Here is a 17,740-nt window from a genome sequence, read left to right as displayed (position 1 = left end):
CGCAACATAAAGAAGCCAAACGGAACGAAAGACGAGCAAGCTCGCCTTCCTTCCGTTTGGCTTCTGCCGCATTGGCGCCGAACCGGCGCGGCACGCCAGCCCGCTGCACGCGGCGCGGCGGCCGCAGCACCGCGCGCAGCGACGGCCGCCGCCGGCACCTCTCCCTCAACGCCGGCGGCCGCGGCGCTTCGGCTTCAGCGCGCCGGAGCGCCCGGCGCGCGCGGATTTGCGCGCCGAGCCCGGCGCCGCCTTGCGGGCGGAGCCCCGCGCCGGCCGCCGAGCGCCGCCCTTCGCGGCCTTGCGCGCGCCGCCCGCCGCCGCCTTGCGCGAGCGGCCGCCGGCCGGCTTCTCCGGCACGGCGTTCACGCTGCCGCTCGGGCCGGCGGCCGCAGCGGCCGCTCCGCCGGCGCCGGCAGGGAGCGGGAACGCCGCTCCCTGCCCCGGCACAGGACCGCCGAAGCCGGACAGCCCAGGCCGGCCGCCGAACGGGCCGATGCCGGGAAAGCCTCCGGGAAATCCGCCCGGAAAGCCACCGGGGGCGCCTCCCGGAAACGGCGCTCCCCCGCCCCCGCCCCAGGGCGGCTGCGTCTGGCCGCCGCCCTGGAGCCTTTCCCAATTGGAGTACCAGTTGTCGATCATGCCATGGATGTTGTAGAAATACGTCGAGCGGGGAGCGGTGTCGAGATCCTGCAGCAGCGGCTCGTTCAGCACGTCGGAGCCGGCGTCGTGCATGCAGGCATGGAGCCGCTCGATGAAGCGGCCCAGATCGTCGGCCGTCGCGAACGATTGCGGCTGCTGCAGAATTCTGCGTTCCGCGTTCTGGTCGTAGCAACGGCTCATGCGGATGCCTTGCGGCACGGACGTCCAAGGCTGGACGAGGCTCATGTCGTAGCCCTGGGATTGATACCAGCTCAGCACCTTGCGGATGTACTGGCGGTGGAAGTTCAGGAAGCGGTCGCCCCAGCCGATCGGGGGATTGTCGTTGTCGCTGACATGGTTGGCATGGTGCCAGCGCAGATGCTCCTCGAGCAGGTCGTTCGGAAAATTCGGAATGATCATTGGAAATCCTCCCATGAGGCGGGTCTGCATGCCCGGCGTCTTTCCCTAGGATATGACGCGGCGGGCGGGCATGTGCCTGCCCGCCCGCCTCTCCCCAGCTCCCTCTCCTCCGATATTCCGCTCGACTCCTCGCCTGCTTTACGCCCGTCGGCCTCTCCGCTCAGCTCCGATCGTCGTAATACACATGCTCCGCGCGCAGCCGTCCGCCCTCGATGTCGAGCAGGCCGAACGAATAGCGCGGCTGGCGGCGCTTCTGCAGCGGCGAGCCCGGATTGAACAGCAGCGACGGGCCGTGCTGCTTGCGGTACGGCGTATGCGAGTGGCCGAAAAGAATCAGGTCGGGCCGCTCCTCCTCGAAGCTGGAAAGCGCCTTTTGCTCCGTCCAGCGCCCCCAGCCGATGTCGCCGTGCACGATGCCGATCCGGCAGCCGCCCAGCTCCAGCAGCCGCTTGCGGCCGAAGCGCCGCGCCAGCTCCGGTCCGTCGTTGTTGCCGGCGACGCCGTCCACCGGCGCAATCCGCTCCAGCAGCAAGACCGCCCGCTCATGCGTCCAGTCTCCCGCGTGCAGGATCAGCTCGACTCCCTGCAGGCCCCGCACGAGCTCATCCGGCAGCTTTGCCGCCGCCCCGCTCAGATGCGTGTCGGACACGAGTCCGATTCTCATGCGGCTTCCCCCTCCGTGCCGGCTCCAGGCCGGCGTAATCGTTGCTTCCTCCAGCTTATCACATCGGCGATCGTCCATGAACCGGCAGCTGCGGCGCCGCGCCCATTGTGCGGACCGGGCGGCGACGGCAGCGCGCGGATCAAGCGCTTCGCGGCGGCGCCGCTCCCCTTCCCCCGGCCCATTCGTGCGGAGCCCGGCGGTTTGGTACAATGGAAGCACCGCATATGCGCGGAAACATCGCCGTGAAGGAGGCCTTCCGCCGCCATGACCTCAACGATCGCCTTGACCAACAAGCTGCGCGAAGCGATGCACCATCTGGAGAACCGCTTCCAGGAACGCGAGGAGCTGATCCGCGTCCTGCTGCTGGCCATGATGAGCGGCGAAAGCCTGCTGCTCGTCGGGCCTCCCGGCTCCGCCAAATCGCAGCTCGCCCGCGCCGCCGCCGCGCTGCTCGGCACGAGCCGCAGCTTCGACTACCTGCTGACCCGCTTCACCTCGCCGGACGAGCTGTTCGGCCCCGTGTCGCTCCAGCAGCTCAAGCAGGACCGCTACATCCGCCAGACGCGGGGATACCTGCCGGACGCGGAGGTCGCCTTCCTCGACGAGATCTTCAAGGCGAGCAGCGCCATCCTGAACTCCCTGCTCACGCTGCTCAACGAGCGCCGCTTCCACAACGGCGCGGAGGCGCAGCCGGTGCCGCTGCTGACGCTGATCGCCGCCTCCAACGAGCTGCCCGAGGAGCAGGAAGGGCTGGCCGCGCTGTACGACCGCTTCCTGTTCCGCTACGAGACGCGCTACCTGCAGCAGATCGCGAGCTTCGAGCGCATGTTCCAGGCTCCCGACAGCCCCCCGCCGGCGCTGCTCGATCCCGCCGTGCTGAAGCAGGTGCAGGAGCGCGCCCGCGAGGCGCGCCTGCCGGAGCCGGTGCTCGTCCTGCTGTTCCGGCTCAAGACGCTGCTCGAGGAAAAGGAATACGTGCTCTCCGACCGCCGCTGGCGCCGCATCGGCCGCACCTGGCAGATCAGCGCGGCGATCCACGGCCGCGACGAGGTCAGCGTTTGGGATACGGTGCTGACGCCGCATCTGCTGTGGGACTTTCCCGAGGACCTGGAGGAGCTGCGCGGCCTGTTCGCGGAAGCCTGGCAGGAGCTGCTCGCCAAGGAGCTGGAAAAGGAGCTGCCGCTCCCGTCCTACCGCGAGACGCTGCGCCGCTGGCTGGACAAGGAGGACGAGCTGAGCGGCTTCCAGTTCCGCAAGGAGGTCGGCGGCTCGCTCGGCGCGGGCCAGTCGGAGCGGCTCAAGGGCCAGCTGGACGAAGCCCGCGCCGAGCTCGAGGACGCCGCCCGCTCGCTGCAGGGCCGGCTGACCGCTTGGCAGGAGCGGGAGAAGCAGCTCCCCGAATGGATCGCCGCGCAGTCGGTGTTCGTCCTCCATGCGGACGAATACGCCGTCCGCTTCACGCGGCTGCGCATCCAGGGCGAGAAGCTGCTGCAGCAGGTGCAGGGCCTTTACCGCAGCCTGTTCGACAAGGACATCCCGGGCATCGCCTACGACTATACGCTGTAGCGCGTGGGCCCGCGCTGCAGCGCGCCATGCCGGCCCGACCGCCCGGCCGCTCGTGTACCGACCGCCCGTGTACCGACCGTCCGCGTGCGCGACCGAACGCCGGTCCGCTTGCCGCCTGCCCGACCACCCGTCCGACCGACAAGGAGGAATCCGCATGCTCATCCGCTGCGCGCGCGTCGACCGCTACCAGTTCGACGGCTTCGTCCGCTCCTCCCGCACCGCGCGCGAGTGGATGCGGGAAGCCGAGCGGCAGGTGCCGTGGTTCGACCTGGAGCTGTTCGCCGACTTCTTCATGAGCTTCTACCTGCCCGATCCCGCCTTCGAGCATCCGGCCGGCGGCGATCCGTTCCATCGCTGGATGCTGGCCGCCCTGCGCCGCCAGCACTACTACCGCGAGATCCATCCGCGCACCGTGCACGAGGTCAACGCTTCGTTCAAGACCGCGCTCAAGGCGCTCATGTGGCTGACGGAATCGTATGAGGAGGAAGCCCGCAAGCGCGAGCGCGAAAAACGGCCGATCGCCGGCGCCGGCCCGCAGGAAAAGGGCTCCGGGGGCGAGGAGGCGTCCGGAGAGCTGCGCGAGCGGCTGACGGACAAGCAGCTGCAGCAGCTGCAGCTCGTCGGCTACCGGCTGCAGCAGGGCAAAAGCGCCGCCGAGGACAAGCAGCGCGCGTTGGACGCGCGGCCGCTCGACCTCGAGGAGCTGGCCGCGCTGCGCCGCCGCGTCGAGGAGCTGCGCGAGGCGATGCGCACCGACTTCGTGCGCCGCGACAAGCATCGCGCCAAGCTCGCCAAGGCCGAGCAGGAGCTCGGCCAGCAGGAGCGGCGGCTCGCGCGCGTCACCGCCCGGGAGGCGGCGGCGATGCAGCGGCTCGAGGACGAGCTCGGCGGCTGGCTGGCCGATTCGCTGCGCGGCTCGCTGAGCCGCGAGGAGGCGGACAGCGGCGGCATCCACGCGCTGCTGCAGGCGAGCCAGCGGCTGGCGAACCGGCGCTGGGGCAGCGAGCTCGGCCGGCTCCGCCGCCAGACGTACGAGCAGTACGCCCTGTGGGTCGAGCGGCTGCGCGGCCACAAGGAGCTGCTCGCCTTCCTCGAGGAGGTCGGACGCCAGCTGCATGCGTTCAAGGCCGCGCGCAAGCAGGCCGCGTCCCGCCGCGCTCCCGAGGCGCGCGGCGGCCTCGAGCTGTCGGGCGACATCGCCCGCATGCTGCCGTCCGAAGCGAGCCTGCTCGCCGACCCCGACTACGAGCCGTACTTCCTCATGCGCTGGCTCGACCGCAAGCTGCTCACCTACGCGCCCGAGGGACGCGAGGAGGAGCCGCAGCGCGGACCGGTCATCTGCATGGTCGACACCTCCCACTCGATGCGCGGGGCCAAGCTCCGGCTCGCGCAGGCGTTCACGGCGGCGTTCGCCGCCTTCACGCTCGGCGAGCGGCGCGATTTCACGCTGCTGCTGTTCGGCGCCAAGGGCGAGGTGCTGGAGCATCGCCTGCATCATCAGCGCCCCGACTGGGATAAATTCTACGAGCTCTCGCGGCTCGCCTACGGCGGCGGCACGAACTTCGACGCGCCGATCGCGCGCGGCATCGAGCTCGTGCAAGGCGCGCGCGGCTTCGCCGCCGCCGACTTCGTCCTGCTCACCGACGGCGTCGGCGAGGTGACGCCCCCGTACCGCGAGCGGCTGGCGACGCTGGCCCAGCGCAGAGGCGTCCGCCTCCATACGCTGATCCTCGGCTCGCCGCGCCAGCATCTGGCCCGGCCGTACGACATCGCCGGCGTCTCTCACCGGATCCGCTTCGCCGCCGCCTGGGAAGGCGCCGATCCTGCGGCAGCGGGCCTGCTGCTGGACGTATTCGCTCCCGAGCGGCGCGCGCCCGAGGCTGCCGCGCGCCGCCGCTAGCGGCAGGCGCAGCAAAAAGGAGCGCGTCCCGGCCGGGACGGTACGCGCTCCTGAACAATTCGGGAAACAGAGGTCGTGCAGGATGGGCTGGCGCCGCCCCTCGGCAGCGATTCGGAAAAGCCTCCGCTCTCAGCCGAAATGCACGACCAGCCAGGCGACGCAAGCGGCCCAAAAAGGCAGCGCCAGCGCCAAGCCGTTGAGCAGGCCGATCCACAGCTGTCCTTCTCTCCGTATCATGGCGCATCTCTCCTTCGGTTCATGGCTTCCTGCTGTCAGTATGGCCGGGAACGCGCCCGATCAGACCTGGCAGCAGCAACTTGCTCGACCGGTTTAGCGTCAATACCCGATTAAGCGCTTCCAAAAACGCGGCCTTCAGCCGGCGTTCCGGAAGAGAGCTAGCCTTGAACTACTCTATGCCAAGGAGGAACCCGCTATGCAATGCCGAAACGGATGCGCCGCATGCTGCATCGCCGCCTCCATCTCCTCGCCGATTCCCGGCCTGCCGCAGGGCAAGCCGGCCGGCATGCCCTGTCCGCAGCTGCTGCCTGATCTGCGCTGCGCCCTCTTCGGCCGGCCGGAGCGGCCCGCCGTCTGCTCGGAGCTGCTGCCCGAGCCGGAGATGTGCGGAGACAGCCGCGAGCACGCGCTCGGCTATCTTGAGCGGCTGGAGCGGGCGACCGCGCCGAAGAGCTGAGGCTCGTTTCCAGACAAAATAAAAAAACGCCGCTCCCGGTACAGGCCGAAAGCAACGTTTTTGCGAAGGGAATGAATCCTTGCATGTAAAGTGAATGGTGCTGATGAAGGGATTCGAACCCCCGACCTACGCATTACGAATGCGTTGCTCTACCAGCTGAGCTACATCAGCAAGCCATTTTCATGTCGTCCGCCTCGCGCTTGTCCAATCCATTTCGTCAGCGGCGACTTTTATAGAATACCGAATCACGCGAATAATGTCAAGCGCTTGTCGAATGTTTGCCGCCCCTGTAAATGTGACGGTTTTTTGTCCGAGATTGATGGCCATCCTGTTGGGGTAAAAAGAAAAAGAAAGACTATCTGATCGGAGGCGTATGGCAATGCCCTATTCCAAAATCTTGGTTGGTTACGACGGTTCGGAGCAATCGGTGCGAGCGCTGCGCTCGGCGATCGAGCTGGCCTCCACCTTCAAGGCGATGCTCGAGGTCGTCCATGCTTTCAATGCGGCGCCGGTCATCATCGGCGAGGCGGTAGCCGCGTCGCCGCCGGCAGGCGCGGAATCGATGCGGCTCGAAGCCGAGACCGTCGCGGCCGAGGCGCGGACGATCATCGCCTCCGCGACCGACATGCCGATTGAAGTGATGATTACCGACGGCGATCCCGGCAAACGGGTCGTCGGACTCGCGAAGGAGCGCGGCGCGGACCTGATCGTCGTCGGCAGCCACGGCAAAGGCGGCTTCAAGGAGCTGTTCACCGGAAGCGTCAGCCATTATGTGACGCAGCATGCCCCAGTGCCGGTGCTGGTCGTGAAATAAACCCGCCTCAAATAAAACGCAACAGGCGAACAGGCCGCCTCCGTCTCTCGGAGGCGGCCTCTTGCCGCGCCTGCGTCCACGGAGGACGAGGCGGATCGCAGCGTTCGGCGCGGCCAATCGGAAGCTAGTTCATGCGGGCCGGGAGCACGAGCGAGAAGCGGCTCCCTCCGCCTGCGCGGCTTTCCAGCTCCAGCCGGCCTCCGAGCAGCTCCGCCAGCTGCAGGCTGATGGACAGCCCCAGCCCGGTTCCGCCATAAGTGCGGGTGACGGCGCCGTCCGCCTGGCGGAACGCCTCGAAGATCAGCTCATGCTTGTCCGGCTCGATGCCGATGCCGCTGTCCACGACGTCGAACCGCAGCCAAGGCGTCCGATCGGCCGCCGGCTCCGCGCGCACCGCCAAGGCGACTCCGCCCGCATCGGTGAACTTGATCGCGTTGGCCAGCAGATTGCGCAGAATCTGGCGGATCCGGAGCGGATCGGTCAGCAGCAGCTCCGGAGCCTCCGGGTCGACCTCGACGTCGAAGCGGAGCCCCTTGCGCCGCGCCTGCGGCTCGAACTGCAGCTGCAGCGACTGCATCAGCTCCAGCGTCGACAGCGGCTCGATCTGGATCGACAGCTTGCCGGCCTCCACCCGGGACAGATCGAGGATATCCTCGATCTGCTGCAGCAGCTCGCGGCCGGCCGCATGGATCATCGCGCCATGCCTCCGCTCTTCCACGGTCCGCCGCTCGTCCTCGTTGTCGCCGATCAGCTCCGACAGCAGCAGGATGCTGTTGAGCGGCGTCTTGAGCTCATGCGACATATTGGCCAAAAACTCCGACTTGTACTTGGACGCGAGCTTGAGCTGGACCGCCTGCTCCTCGAGCTCGTGCTTGGCCGCTTGCAGCTCCTCGGTCTGCAGGCGGAGCGTGTCGTTCTTGACGCCGAGCTCCTTCATCCGCTCCTGCTCCTTGCTGAAATCGCGGATCATATAGACGAAAAATCCGCTCAGCAGGACGGAAAGCGGGAACGTCAGCGGGAAGAAGCGGCTCCAGTAGACCTCGAACGGAATGACGCCAAACAATGAAATGTTGATGCCGTTCAGCAGATTGATGCCTAGAATCGTGATCGTCGCCCGGACCGGGTAGGAAAGGCGCCGCTTGCGGAACCAGACGTTGGCCAGCGCGCCCGCGATGCCGAGGATGAGCATGTTGCCGACGCCGGCCCAGGCGGCGGGAGCGATGCCGAACAGCAGCCGGCCCGCGCCGATGCCGGCGCCGATCAGCCCGACCGCCCAAGGCGAGCGGAACGCAAGCACGGCCAGAAGCAGCGGAACCTGCCTCAGGTCGAACCGCACCTCGTCGCTCAGCTGCAGCCCGAACAGCATCGTCAGGATGCCGGATGCGACGAAGACGAGCGCCGCGGCCGCCTGCTGCGCGGCCGGACGGATGCGATGGAAGAACAGCTTGTACCCGAGATTGAACAGATAGGCGATTGTGACGAGCAGGCTGATATTCGTGAAGAATACTTTGAGAAACGCCACCTTGGCCTCCTGGGCAACCGTAATACCGCTATTTTACAGGATTGGCCGGCATTGCAACACTCCGATCGTCCGCTCGCCGCCGAATCCGGCTTTTTTCTATCGATAGACCTCAATTTTCCGCGTAATTTGTCGAAGAAATAGGCAAGAAGACTCATACCGAACGGCTGCAAGTAGAAAAATGTCCCGAATCTTTCATATTCTTTTAATCCGTTTAATGTAGAATAAGAGAAAAGAAGAACTATTTCCCCAAGGGGGTGCATCGCCGATATGATGAAGTCCATCACCTACAAGAACCGATCCGTTCCCGTCTTCTACCCCCCGGGACAAGAAGAAGCGGTTCGGCTGCTGCCCGACAAGCTCAAGGAATACGAGCTCAATTTCGATTTCCGCAAGCGCTGGAAGCGGATCGCCTCCGTCGAGATGAGCCGCGACGTGGCGATTTTCCAATACAATGACGGAACGAAGCTGTACCTGGAGGTCGGCTGAGCCGGCGCCTCCGCCCATCCGTCCCCAACCGAAAAAGCTGCGCTCCGTCGTCGGAGCGCAGCTTTTTTTGTAGAGAAGGTCAAGGGCGCGTCTCTACCCATTCAGGCGAGGGGAGGAACGGAGCCCGGAACCGAGCGGCTGCGGCCGAGCAGGGGCCGCTGCTCCTCCTCCGTCATGCGGGCGAAAAACTCCGGCTCCTCCTCTGCCAGCTCCAGCCATGCGGCGACGCAGGCCGGATCGAAGTGGCGTCCGGACTCGGCGCCGATGAACGCCAGCGCCTGCTCCGGCGTCATCGCCCGCCGGTACGCCCGCTGCGAGGTGAGCGCGTCGTACACGTCGGCGACCGCCGCGATGCGCGCCGTCAGCGGAATCTGCTCGGCCTCCAGCCGGTCGGGATACCCGGTGCCGTCCCAGCGCTCGTGATGAGAGCGGACAACGGCCAGCTCCTGCCGCATGAAGCCGAGGTTGCGGCAGAGCTCGTAGCCCCGCACCGGATGCAGCTCGACGACCTGCCGCTCCTCCGGAGAGAGCGCGGCCGGCTTGTTTAGGATCGCTTCCGGCACGTACAGCTTGCCGACGTCGTGCACGATCGCTCCTTGACCGATCGCCAGCAGCTGCTCGGGGGCCAGGTCCAGCTTTTCCGCGAGCTTGAGCGCATACAGCGCGACGCGGTAGTTGTGTCCGGCCGTATAGCCGTCCTTTTGCTCCGTCGCCTCGATCAGGTCCTCGACGCTCGGAGAGATGCACTTCTGCAGCCACTCCTGCGGCGTCGATCGGTACAGCGCTCGCAGCGCGGCGCTCAGCGAGCCGCGGCTGCCAGCCAGCTGCCGGCCGAGCCCCCAGGCGACCGAGACGAGCGAGAGCAGCAGCAGCACATGGTAGAGCCACCAGCTGAGCCGCCAAGGCTCTCCCGACACCATGACGACTTGCCCGGCAGCGAGCAAGCCGCAGCCGTACAGGATGCCGAGCTGCAGCGGCATGCGGGCGCTGCGGTAGTTCCGGGCGTAGCTCCAGGCGGCGTGGGCGAGCAGCGCCAGCACCAGTCCGGTCAGCGCGGGCCGAGAGCCTTGCAGGTCGAGCGCCCAGTCGTGCATCGTATGCGGGCCCTGGAGCGAGAAGACGAGAAAAGCGAGCAGCAGCAGCGTATACGCCGGCGCGAGCCAGCGGGAAGCGTTGCCCAGCCGCAGCACCATCCGTCTGGCGGCGGGCAGCGACGACAGCCAGATCCAGCCTGCGGCGGCCAGGATGCCGAGCTGGCTGGACACGCCTTGAACGCTGTTGTGGTCCATCAGGAACCCCGGCGTCGCCAGCCCGTGCAGCATGAGCAGCCCCGTCATCGAAACGTAGGCGAGCGACAGGAACGCGATGCCGAAATTCCGCAGCCGCATCCCGGCATAGCCGAGGGCAGCGGCAAGCAGCAGCGCCAAGAAGGAGACGCCGCTGACAATATAGAAATGAATAATGGGAGCATGCAGGCGCGGGTCGAATCCTCCGCTCTCCCGAAGGGCAAGGAACATCCCGAGAGGCAGCAGGAAGGAAACGAGGGCGACCGACATCATCCGGACGGCAGGACGGCGCATACGTCGGGGTTCACCTCGCGAGCCCTTTCGGGCTGATTGGAGTAGCGATCCGTTAGGTTTTAGGCAAAACCGCCATTACCGCTAGCATACCGCAATCTGGAAACTTTTCAAGTCATCGAAACAAGGAGCTGAACTCGAGTGTCATCCCGTCATCAAGCGAGAATGTATAAAGAAGCCTATGAAATGGTCGAGCTGTCGGAGGCTTCCACCCGCTCGCGGGTGCTGCTCTGTCCCGAGCGCGGGGGCATTGCCCTGGAATGCCGGCTGAACGGCTACGAGCTGTTCTATTTGGACGAAGCCACCTTCCTCGATCCGTCCGCCAACATCCGGGGAGGCAACCCGGTGCTGTTCCCGATCAGCGGCCCGGTCGCCGGCGGCGAATACGAGTGGGAAGGGAAGCCCTATGCGATGAAGCAGCATGGCGTCGCGCGGACCGAGGCGTGGCAGGTCGCGGAGACGTCCGAGGACGGCGCCGCCTCCGCGACGCTGGTGCTGCGCAGCAGCGAGCGGACGCGCGCGGCGTTCCCGTTCGACTTCGAGCTGCGGTTCGCCTATGCGCTCAAGGACGGCGAGCTGACGATCCGCCAGCAGTACCGGAACCTTTCGGACCGCGCCATGCCGATGTATCCGGGCTTCCACCCGTACTTCGCCACCTCGGCCAAGGACATCCCGTTCGCGACCGACGCGACCCGCTACCTCGACTACAACGACGGCCAGGTCAAGCCGTACGAAGGCCGCCTCGACCTCGGTCTGATGCAGGAATCGGCCGCGCTGCTCGACGCTAGGCGGCCGGAGATCTCCTTCCCGCTCGACAGCGGCATCACCGTGACGCTCGCCTACAGCGAGGCGTTCAAGTACGTCGTGTTGTGGAGCGTGCCGGGCAAGCCGTTCGTCTGCGTCGAGCCGTGGATGGCGCTGTCCGGCGAGCTCGATCGCCGCGAGGAGCTCGTGCAGGTGCCTCCCGGCGGCGAGATCGAGGCGGTGCTGACGCTGCGCGCTTCGCATGCTCCGGGGCAGGGCTGACGACGCGCCCGGCCTTCTTTTTCCTCTTGATCAGGGGGAAAAGGAGGCTTTTCTGCTTTTTCGAGCCGGCCGACAGCGGCTGCGCTTTTCATCATGCTGCTCCTTGACGCTGCGATGGCCTTCAAGCGGAGCGGATTACCGGCTCGGCCGCCGCTCCTGCGCCTCGGGCAGCGCCTGCTCGAACAGGCAGAAGCCGTTCGGGCTCGTCCCGAGCCGCGAGTAGCCGGCGGACGCGTACAGCGCCTCCAGCTTCGGATTGCCGGCGATGCAGTCGAGGCGGATCGCCTTTTTGCCGGGATGGACCGCCTGTTCCCGCGCCCAGCGCAGGATCGCCCGTCCAAGCCCGCTGCCGGCATAAGCTCTCGCGACCGCCAGCCGGTGCAGGTAGACATAAGGCTCATGCCCCTGCTCGCCCCACAGCTCGCGGTCCCAAGCGCCCGGCTGCCGCAGCAGCAGCACGAGGCCGGCGGGCCGGCCCTTCTCCCTTCCGGGACCGTCCATCCCGTCGCGGAAAAGGATGGCTTCTCCGCGGCGGACGGCCTCGTCCAGGCCGTGGCTGTCCTCTCCATCCAGCAGTCCGGACCATTGCCTGGATCCGTTGCCGCGCAGCCAGCGCGCGATGCCGACGAGCAGCTCCGACGCCTCGGCGGCCGTGTCCGGCGTCACGATCTCGGCCGCGAAGCCTGCTGCCGCCTCCGGCTCGATCATTTCGATCGCTTGCGTATTCATGCGGTTTCCTCCTTGCCTTTCCGCCGGCCCGGAGCTCGATCTTTCGGTTGATCCGGGCGGCATCGGGGTACATTTATCCTATCCCACTATACCCCCAAGGAGGTATCCCATGTCCAGCCCAACCGAAACCGTGAAGACGTTCCCCCCGCAGCATCAGGACAAGCAGCCCGGCATCGAGTCGGAGATGAATCCGCTCCCCGTCTACGCGGCGCCCGATTATCGCGGGTCCGGCAAGCTCGAAGGCAAAAAGGCGCTCATCACCGGCGGCGACAGCGGCATCGGGCGCGCGGCGGCGATCGCCTTCGCCAAGGAAGGCGCCGACGTCGCGATCGTCTACCTGAGCGAGGATGCGGACGCGGAGCAGACGAAAAAGGAAATCGAGGCGGCCGGCCGCTCCTGCCTGCTGCTGGCGGGCGATATCGGCGACGAGGCGTTCGCCAAGGAAGCGGTGAGCAGGACCGTCGAGGCGCTCGGCGGCCTGGACGTGCTCGTGAACAACGCGGCGGAGCAGCATCCGCAGCCGAAGTTCGAGGACATTACGGCCGAGCAGCTGGAAAAGACGTTCCGCACGAACATCTTCTCGATGTTCCATCTGACCAAGGCGGCGCTCCCCCATCTGAAGCCGGGCAGCTCCATCGTCAACACCGCCTCCGTCACCGCCTACGAGGGCAACCCGCAGCTGATCGACTACTCGTCCACCAAGGGCGCGATCGTCAGCTTCACGCGCGCGCTGTCCAACCATCTCGTGGAGCGCGGCATCCGGGTCAACGGCGTCGCGCCGGGACCGATCTGGACGCCGCTCATCCCGTCGACGTTCGACGAGCAGCATGTGTCCGAGTTCGGCGGCGACACGCCGATGAAGCGCGCCGGCCAACCGCATGAGCTCGCCCCGGCCTATGTGTACCTGGCCAGCAGCGACTCGTCGTACGTGTCGGGCCAGATGATCCACATCAACGGCGGACAGGTGCTGAACGGGTAGAAAAAGGAAAAGAGGCTGTCTCCCGAGCGTTCTCGGCGAGACAGCCTTTTTTATTGAGCGGCCCCAGTGCCGGGCGGCGGCGCTTCCTAGTGCCAAGATCGGCACGACGGAGAACCGCCACGCGGCTGCGGCGTTTCCCAGTGCCAAATTTGCCACTATGGAGGGCCATCCGCTGCTGCGGCGCTTCCTACCCGCGCGACGAGCGGCGCCCGTCACGCCGGGCCGAAGTCCGCTTCGGCCAAGTCGCCGCCGATGGAGAAAGCCGCGCGGTTGCCGCTCGCGGCGGCGCCGACGACCTGCGACGGCGACATGCCGGCGGTATCGCCCGCGGCGTAGACGCCCGGCACGCTCGTGCGGCCGAAGCCGTCGACGAGCAGCACGCCATGCGCGTCATGCGCGCAGCCGAGCATCGCGCCGAGCGGCGTGCCGAGCATCGCGTCCGGCGTGACGAAGCCGCCGCTGCGCGCGATCCGGCTGCCGTCCGCGAAGCGCACGGCATGCAGCTTGCCGCCGCTCCCTTCGAGAGCGGCGATCGGCGCGCGGGCGACGCGAGCCCCGCGCGCCTCCAGCGCCTGCTGCTGCTGCGGACTGAGCTGTCCGCGGCCGTGCGTGCAGACGAGCAGATCGCGCGACCAGACGAGCAATTGCTTCGCCTGTTGAAAAAGATTCCCGCCCGTCGAAATCGCCACCAGCGACGCATCCCGCAGCTCCCATCCGTCGCAGTACGGGCAGTTGAACAGCGATGTCCCGTAAAGCTCGCGCAGGCCCGGAATGTCGGGCAGCTGCTCCTTGAGCCCGGCCGCCAGCAGCACGGTCCGCGCCTCGAAGCCGCCGCCCCCTTCCAGATGCACCCGGAACCTGCCCGCCCGGCTCTCGATCGCCGCGACCTTGCCGGAGCGCAGCCGGATGCCCGGATAGGCCGCCAGCTCCTCCCGGGCCAGCCGCCGCAGCTCTCCGGGCGGAACGCCGTCCCTCGTCGGATAGCCGTGCCCCGCTGCCGTGACCGCATTGCGCGGACGGGCGTCATCGACGACGAGCGCCGAGCGGCGGGCCCTGCCCAGCACGAGCGCCGCCGCCAAGCCCGCCGGTCCGCCGCCGATGATGGCGCAATCGATGACCATCCGCTCCACCTCCCCCGCTTGCTCTCCTTTCGTATCGTATGTGGGCCGGGACAGGTGTAGAAGCGGAGCCCTGCCGAACGTCCCGTAGTCGGGCGCGCCTTGGCACGCAGGACGCGTCGGCCGCATCCCAAAAAGCCGCCCCCGGTCGATGGGATCGACCGGGGGCGGCTCCATGTTCATTTGCGGTCAGTTGCCGCCCGAGACCGGAACCGCTCCGCCGTAATGCTCCTCCAGCGTGTCGCCGCTCTCGGCGAGCTTCGCGGCGAGCTCGACGCCGACGTAGCGGATATGCCAAGGCTCGTACTTGTAGCCCGTAATGTCTTCCTTGCCTTCCGGATAACGAATGATGAAGCCGTAGTCGGTCGCGTGCTCGGCCAGCCACTCGGCCTCCGGCGTGCCGGCAAAGCAGCTTTCGGCCGCGCATTTTCCGTCGATGCCGGACATGTCGATCGCCAGTCCCGTCTGATGCTCGCTATGTCCCGGACGCGCGCTGTACTTGTCGGCCGCCGCGACGCCGTCCTTTTTCACATAGCCCTCGTACAGCGTTTTTTGCCGGGATTCGGAGCGGTAGCCCGACACGCCGGCGAGCTTGATGCCGTCCTTCGCCGCGCCGGCGACGAGCTGCTCGAGCGCCTCCGCCGCTTCCTTGCGGAGCTTGCGCTTGTCGATCTTCTCCGAGAACGTGAACGGGATGTCGGGATAGACGAGCTCCTTCGGCGCGTACCCTTCCGGCAGCCGGAACTGCTTGTTGACGAGCGCCGCGGCGGCAGAGGCGTTTGCCGTCACCTCGATGGCTTCGTAGAAGCCTCCCGTGGAGCCGCCCTTCGCCCCCGCCGGACTGGCGGACGGCTTCGAGCTCGGCTTGGCGGACGGCGAGGACGATGGCTTTGCAGTCGGCGAGGACGACGGCGAAGGCGTCAAGCTCGGCGATGGGGAAGCGGAGCTCCCGCCTCCTCCCGCGGACGCCGGCGGCGACGCGGTCGCCGAAGCGCCCGGCGAAGCATCGGGTTCCGGCGCGGCGGCGCCGGAGCAGGCAGACAAGGTCAACGCCGCCGCCAGCAGCAGGGCGGACGCGGCAGGCATTCGATTGCGTTTGCTGTTCATGATGGTTCCATCTCCTTGAAGGGACGCTCGGCGTCCTTTTCTATATGCTGCAAGCGGATAAGTTCAGCTTCCGTTATACCACACAGACGGCGAAACGCGAAGAATGGTTTCAACCGCCCTGAACTTGGCAACTTGAGATTGAACTGACGGGCACGGAAGTTTATGCTTAGATTTGGAAAAGCTATGAAGTGAAAGGAGCATGACCCGCATGGAAACCAAAGCGCCTCGCCAAGCCCCTTTCGAGCTCAGGCTGAGCGACGGCGGCACAATCCGCGGCGAAGTCCGCTTCGTTCCGAGCGGCGGGCGCAAGCCCGTCGTGCTGATCGCCCACGGCTTCAAGGGCTTCAAGGACTGGGGCTTCCTGCCCTATGCCGCCGAGCGGATCGCGGAGGCCGGCTTTTATGCCGTCACCTTCAACTTCTCCCGCAACGGCGTAAGCGGCGGCGAGGAATTCGACGAGCTGAACAAATTCGCCCTCAATACGTACAGCCGCGAGCAGAGCGATCTGGAGCGGATCGTCGCCGCGCTCGTCGGTCGGGAGCTGCCGCATCCGGAGCAGGCCGACGCCAAGCGGATCGGCATCTGCGGCCACAGCCGCGGCGGCGGCAACGCGATCATCTTCGCTTCCGAGCATCCGATCGTGCGCGCGGCCGTTACCTGGAACGGCATCGCCCGGGCGAACCTGTTCGACGCGGAGTTCGAGGCGGCGGCGCGCAGGGACGGCCAGGCGTTCGTGCCGAACGCCCGCACCGGCCAGCAGATGCCGATCGGCAAGGGGTTTTTCGAGGATCTCGACCGGAACGCGGATCGCTTCGACATCCCCGCCCGCCTCGCCTCGCTGCGCGCCCCCGTCCTCCTCATCCAGGGCGACGCGGACAGCTCGCGGCTGATCGAGGGGTTCGGCCGGCTGAAGGAAGCCGCGCCGCAGCAGCCTTCGCTGCTGCTCGAAGGCGCGAGCCATACGTTCGGGGCGTCGCATCCGTTCGCCGGCGCGACGCCGGAGCTCGATGCGGCGCTGGAAGCCACGGTCGGCTTTCTCCGGGAGAAGATGTAAGAAGCGCAGCTGCTTTTCATGTTCCGTTAAGGTAAGCGCTCCCCGGATTTGATATGATGCGAGGAGCGAACAACCGGGACAAGTCCCGTCCACACACAGAAGGGAGTCAATTTTCGAATGGCAGACCATAAGAAAGATCCGCTTGACGCGAACGGCAACGACCATCTGACGCCGGAAGATACGGCGACGCGCGAAGGCGCGGACTTCGCCGGCGATTCCGGCAGCGAGCGCGCCGAAGAGACGATTCAAGCCGAAGAGGAAGTCTCGGAGCGCCGCTCCGAGGACGCCCTCCGCGAGGCCGAGTACGATGCGGAGGTGCACACCGCCGATCCGGAGCGCGCGTTCGGCTCGGTGCCGGTGACGCCGGTCGCGGGAGCAGCCGATCTGCCGCTCGACAACGACGGCGTCCAAGGCGACGGAGACGGCGGCGGCCCGAAGCGCTCTGGCGCGGCGACCGGATGGATGATCGCTTCCCTCGTGCTGGCGGTCGGCCTGATCATCGCGCTTGTCAGCCTCTTTTCGAATAGAGGCGGCGAGGCCGTCGCGACGGTCAACGGCGAGAAGATCACGAAGGACGAGCTGTACGACATGCTCGCTCCGACCTACGGCAAGTCCGCGCTCGACCAGCTCGTCACGATGAAGCTCGTCGACCAGGAAGCCGACAATAAAAGCGTCGCGGTTACCGAAGAAGAAGAAAACGCCGAGCTGGAGGACATCAAGAAGAACTTCACCTCCGAGGCGGAATTCGAGAACGCGCTGGCGCAGTCCGGCATGTCGCTGGACGACCTGAAGAAGCAGATGCTCATGCAGGTGCAGATGCGCAAGCTGCTCGCCGACCAGGTGAAGGTGTCGGACGAGGATATCAAGAAGAACTATGAAGAGAACAAGGAAAGCTTCGCTACGCCGGAGCAGGTGCAGGCGTCCCACATCCTCGTCGCGACCAAGGAAGAAGCGGATGCGATCGAGAAGCAGCTTAAGAACGGCGGCGACTTCGCGGCGATCGCCAAGGAGAAGTCCACCGATACGGGCAGCGCGGCCAACGGCGGCGACCTCGGCTTCTTCGGCAAGGGCTCGATGGTGCCGGAGTTCGAGGAAGCGGCCTTCGGCATGAAGATCGGCGAGATCAGCGCTCCGATCAAGTCCGATTACGGCTACCACATCATCAAGCTGGTGGACCGCAAGGAAGCGACGACCCCGACGCTCGAGGACAAAAAAGAAGAGATCCGGAAGACACTGGAGAACCAGCAGCTGAGCACGCTGTCCCAGACGCTCATCACCGATCTGCGCGCCAAGGCGACGATCACGAACACGCTCGACCCTTCGCAGAACACGAACGGCAGCGCGGAGAAGAACGGATCGAGCGAAAACGCTCCGGCGGAGAATGCTCCGGCGGAGAATGCCGCAAGCAACTCGAAGTAAAGTGAAAAGCTCTTGCCCCGGTCCGA

At 66.5% G+C, this 17,740-nt stretch carries 16 protein-coding genes and 1 tRNA gene; 9 read left to right on the top strand and 8 right to left on the bottom strand.

Annotated elements, in window-relative coordinates:
• Window positions 1–165 precede the first annotated feature (165 nt).
• A complete protein-coding gene (locus H582_RS31980) occupies window positions 166–1,059 on the bottom strand; it encodes a hypothetical protein (protein WP_052333260.1) in 894 nt (297 codons plus the stop codon).
• A gap of 160 nt (window positions 1,060–1,219) precedes the next feature.
• Window positions 1,220–1,723 carry a metallophosphoesterase family protein gene (locus H582_RS0114305; RefSeq protein WP_028599063.1) on the bottom strand — a complete coding sequence of 168 codons (504 nt, stop codon included), beginning with the start codon at window positions 1,721–1,723 and terminating at the stop codon, window positions 1,220–1,222.
• Window positions 1,724–1,987: 264 nt separating this feature from the next.
• Between H582_RS0114305 and H582_RS0114300 the strand changes: the two genes are divergently transcribed.
• The 3 genes from H582_RS0114300 to H582_RS0114285 all read left to right on the top strand — a co-directional run bounded on the left by H582_RS0114300 (window position 1,988) and on the right by H582_RS0114285 (window position 5,883).
• Entirely contained in the window at window positions 1,988–3,289 is a 1,302-nt protein-coding gene (locus H582_RS0114300; RefSeq protein WP_028599062.1) for an AAA family ATPase, read from the top strand.
• Window positions 3,290–3,443: 154 nt separating this feature from the next.
• Window positions 3,444–5,189 (top strand): vWA domain-containing protein, encoded by a 1,746-nt coding sequence (locus H582_RS0114295; protein WP_028599061.1) that lies wholly within the window; start codon window positions 3,444–3,446, stop codon window positions 5,187–5,189.
• A gap of 433 nt (window positions 5,190–5,622) precedes the next feature.
• On the top strand, window positions 5,623–5,883 hold the full coding sequence (locus H582_RS0114285; protein ID WP_028599060.1) for a hypothetical protein: 261 nt from the start codon (window positions 5,623–5,625) through the stop codon (window positions 5,881–5,883).
• A gap of 95 nt (window positions 5,884–5,978) precedes the next feature.
• On the opposite strand, the gene H582_RS0114280 is transcribed toward H582_RS0114285, so the two are convergent.
• Window positions 5,979–6,054, bottom strand: a tRNA-Thr gene (locus H582_RS0114280).
• 208 nt (window positions 6,055–6,262) lie between these two features.
• Between H582_RS0114280 and H582_RS0114275 the strand changes: the two genes are divergently transcribed.
• Complete coding sequence (locus H582_RS0114275; RefSeq protein WP_028599059.1) at window positions 6,263–6,697, top strand: universal stress protein; 435 nt, start codon at window positions 6,263–6,265, stop codon at window positions 6,695–6,697.
• Between the two features lie 124 nt (window positions 6,698–6,821).
• Here H582_RS0114275 and H582_RS0114270 read toward each other — a convergent pair whose 3' ends face one another.
• The gene (locus H582_RS0114270; RefSeq protein ID WP_028599058.1) at window positions 6,822–8,219 is read right to left on the bottom strand and encodes an ATP-binding protein; all 1,398 of its coding nucleotides are present in this window, start codon (window positions 8,217–8,219) and stop codon (window positions 6,822–6,824) included.
• A gap of 267 nt (window positions 8,220–8,486) precedes the next feature.
• On the opposite strand from H582_RS0114270, the gene H582_RS0114265 reads away from it, so the two are divergent.
• On the top strand, window positions 8,487–8,705 hold the full coding sequence (locus H582_RS0114265) for a hypothetical protein (RefSeq protein WP_028599057.1): 219 nt from the start codon (window positions 8,487–8,489) through the stop codon (window positions 8,703–8,705).
• A 101-nt stretch (window positions 8,706–8,806) separates the two neighbouring features.
• On the opposite strand, the gene H582_RS27680 is transcribed toward H582_RS0114265, so the two are convergent.
• A complete protein-coding gene (locus tag H582_RS27680; protein ID WP_052333259.1) occupies window positions 8,807–10,285 on the bottom strand; it encodes an HD-GYP domain-containing protein in 1,479 nt (492 codons plus the stop codon).
• Between the two features lie 138 nt (window positions 10,286–10,423).
• Between H582_RS27680 and H582_RS0114255 the strand changes: the two genes are divergently transcribed.
• Window positions 10,424–11,308 carry an aldose epimerase family protein gene (locus H582_RS0114255; RefSeq protein WP_028599056.1) on the top strand — a complete coding sequence of 295 codons (885 nt, stop codon included), beginning with the start codon at window positions 10,424–10,426 and terminating at the stop codon, window positions 11,306–11,308.
• A 135-nt stretch (window positions 11,309–11,443) separates the two neighbouring features.
• Here H582_RS0114255 and H582_RS0114250 read toward each other — a convergent pair whose 3' ends face one another.
• Window positions 11,444–12,037, bottom strand: coding sequence for a GNAT family N-acetyltransferase (locus H582_RS0114250; RefSeq protein ID WP_028599055.1), 594 nt, complete (start codon window positions 12,035–12,037; stop codon window positions 11,444–11,446).
• A gap of 109 nt (window positions 12,038–12,146) precedes the next feature.
• On the opposite strand from H582_RS0114250, the gene H582_RS0114245 reads away from it, so the two are divergent.
• Entirely contained in the window at window positions 12,147–13,016 is an 870-nt protein-coding gene (locus H582_RS0114245; RefSeq protein ID WP_028599054.1) for an SDR family oxidoreductase, read from the top strand.
• 212 nt (window positions 13,017–13,228) lie between these two features.
• Here the strand turns inward: H582_RS0114245 and H582_RS0114240 are convergent, their stop codons facing one another.
• Both H582_RS0114240 and H582_RS0114235 read right to left on the bottom strand, forming a co-directional pair.
• Window positions 13,229–14,137 (bottom strand): NAD(P)/FAD-dependent oxidoreductase, encoded by a 909-nt coding sequence (locus H582_RS0114240; RefSeq protein WP_028599053.1) that lies wholly within the window; start codon window positions 14,135–14,137, stop codon window positions 13,229–13,231.
• Between the two features lie 186 nt (window positions 14,138–14,323).
• Entirely contained in the window at window positions 14,324–15,241 is a 918-nt protein-coding gene (locus H582_RS0114235; RefSeq protein ID WP_028599052.1) for a M15 family metallopeptidase, read from the bottom strand.
• Window positions 15,242–15,449: 208 nt separating this feature from the next.
• On the opposite strand from H582_RS0114235, the gene H582_RS0114230 reads away from it, so the two are divergent.
• Both H582_RS0114230 and H582_RS27675 read left to right on the top strand, forming a co-directional pair.
• Entirely contained in the window at window positions 15,450–16,295 is an 846-nt protein-coding gene (locus H582_RS0114230) for an alpha/beta hydrolase family protein (RefSeq protein WP_028599051.1), read from the top strand.
• Window positions 16,296–16,412: 117 nt separating this feature from the next.
• Complete coding sequence (locus tag H582_RS27675) at window positions 16,413–17,714, top strand: foldase protein PrsA (protein WP_084137301.1); 1,302 nt, start codon at window positions 16,413–16,415, stop codon at window positions 17,712–17,714.
• The last annotated feature ends 26 nt before the right edge of the window (window positions 17,715–17,740 follow it).

Source organism: Paenibacillus pasadenensis DSM 19293, from assembly GCF_000422485.1.
GTDB classification, from domain to species: domain Bacteria; phylum Bacillota; class Bacilli; order Paenibacillales; family Paenibacillaceae; genus Paenibacillus_O; species Paenibacillus_O pasadenensis.
Note: the sequence above shows the minus strand (reverse complement) of the source record. Positions and strands in the feature narration are given on the sequence as shown.

Bases quoted from the DNA above. Each gene is read 5' to 3' on its own strand.
- H582_RS0114240 (WP_028599053.1), bottom strand. From the start codon at position 14,137: ATGGTCATCGATTGCGCCATCATCGGCGGCGGACCGGCGGGCTTGGCG.
- H582_RS0114245 (WP_028599054.1), top strand. From the start codon at position 12,147: ATGTCCAGCCCAACCGAAACCGTGAAGACGTTCCCCCCGCAGCATCAG.
- H582_RS0114265 (WP_028599057.1), top strand. From the start codon at position 8,487: ATGATGAAGTCCATCACCTACAAGAACCGATCCGTTCCCGTCTTCTAC.
- H582_RS0114305 (WP_028599063.1), bottom strand. From the start codon at position 1,723: ATGAGAATCGGACTCGTGTCCGACACGCATCTGAGCGGGGCGGCGGCA.
- H582_RS0114275 (WP_028599059.1), top strand. From the start codon at position 6,263: ATGCCCTATTCCAAAATCTTGGTTGGTTACGACGGTTCGGAGCAATCG.
- H582_RS0114250 (WP_028599055.1), bottom strand. From the start codon at position 12,037: ATGAATACGCAAGCGATCGAAATGATCGAGCCGGAGGCGGCAGCAGGC.
- H582_RS27675 (WP_084137301.1), top strand. From the start codon at position 16,413: ATGGCAGACCATAAGAAAGATCCGCTTGACGCGAACGGCAACGACCAT.
- H582_RS0114300 (WP_028599062.1), top strand. From the start codon at position 1,988: ATGACCTCAACGATCGCCTTGACCAACAAGCTGCGCGAAGCGATGCAC.
- H582_RS0114285 (WP_028599060.1), top strand. From the start codon at position 5,623: ATGCAATGCCGAAACGGATGCGCCGCATGCTGCATCGCCGCCTCCATC.
- H582_RS0114235 (WP_028599052.1), bottom strand. From the start codon at position 15,241: ATGAACAGCAAACGCAATCGAATGCCTGCCGCGTCCGCCCTGCTGCTG.
- H582_RS31980 (WP_052333260.1), bottom strand. From the start codon at position 1,059: ATGATCATTCCGAATTTTCCGAACGACCTGCTCGAGGAGCATCTGCGC.
- H582_RS0114295 (WP_028599061.1), top strand. From the start codon at position 3,444: ATGCTCATCCGCTGCGCGCGCGTCGACCGCTACCAGTTCGACGGCTTC.
- H582_RS0114230 (WP_028599051.1), top strand. From the start codon at position 15,450: ATGGAAACCAAAGCGCCTCGCCAAGCCCCTTTCGAGCTCAGGCTGAGC.
- H582_RS27680 (WP_052333259.1), bottom strand. From the start codon at position 10,285: ATGCGCCGTCCTGCCGTCCGGATGATGTCGGTCGCCCTCGTTTCCTTC.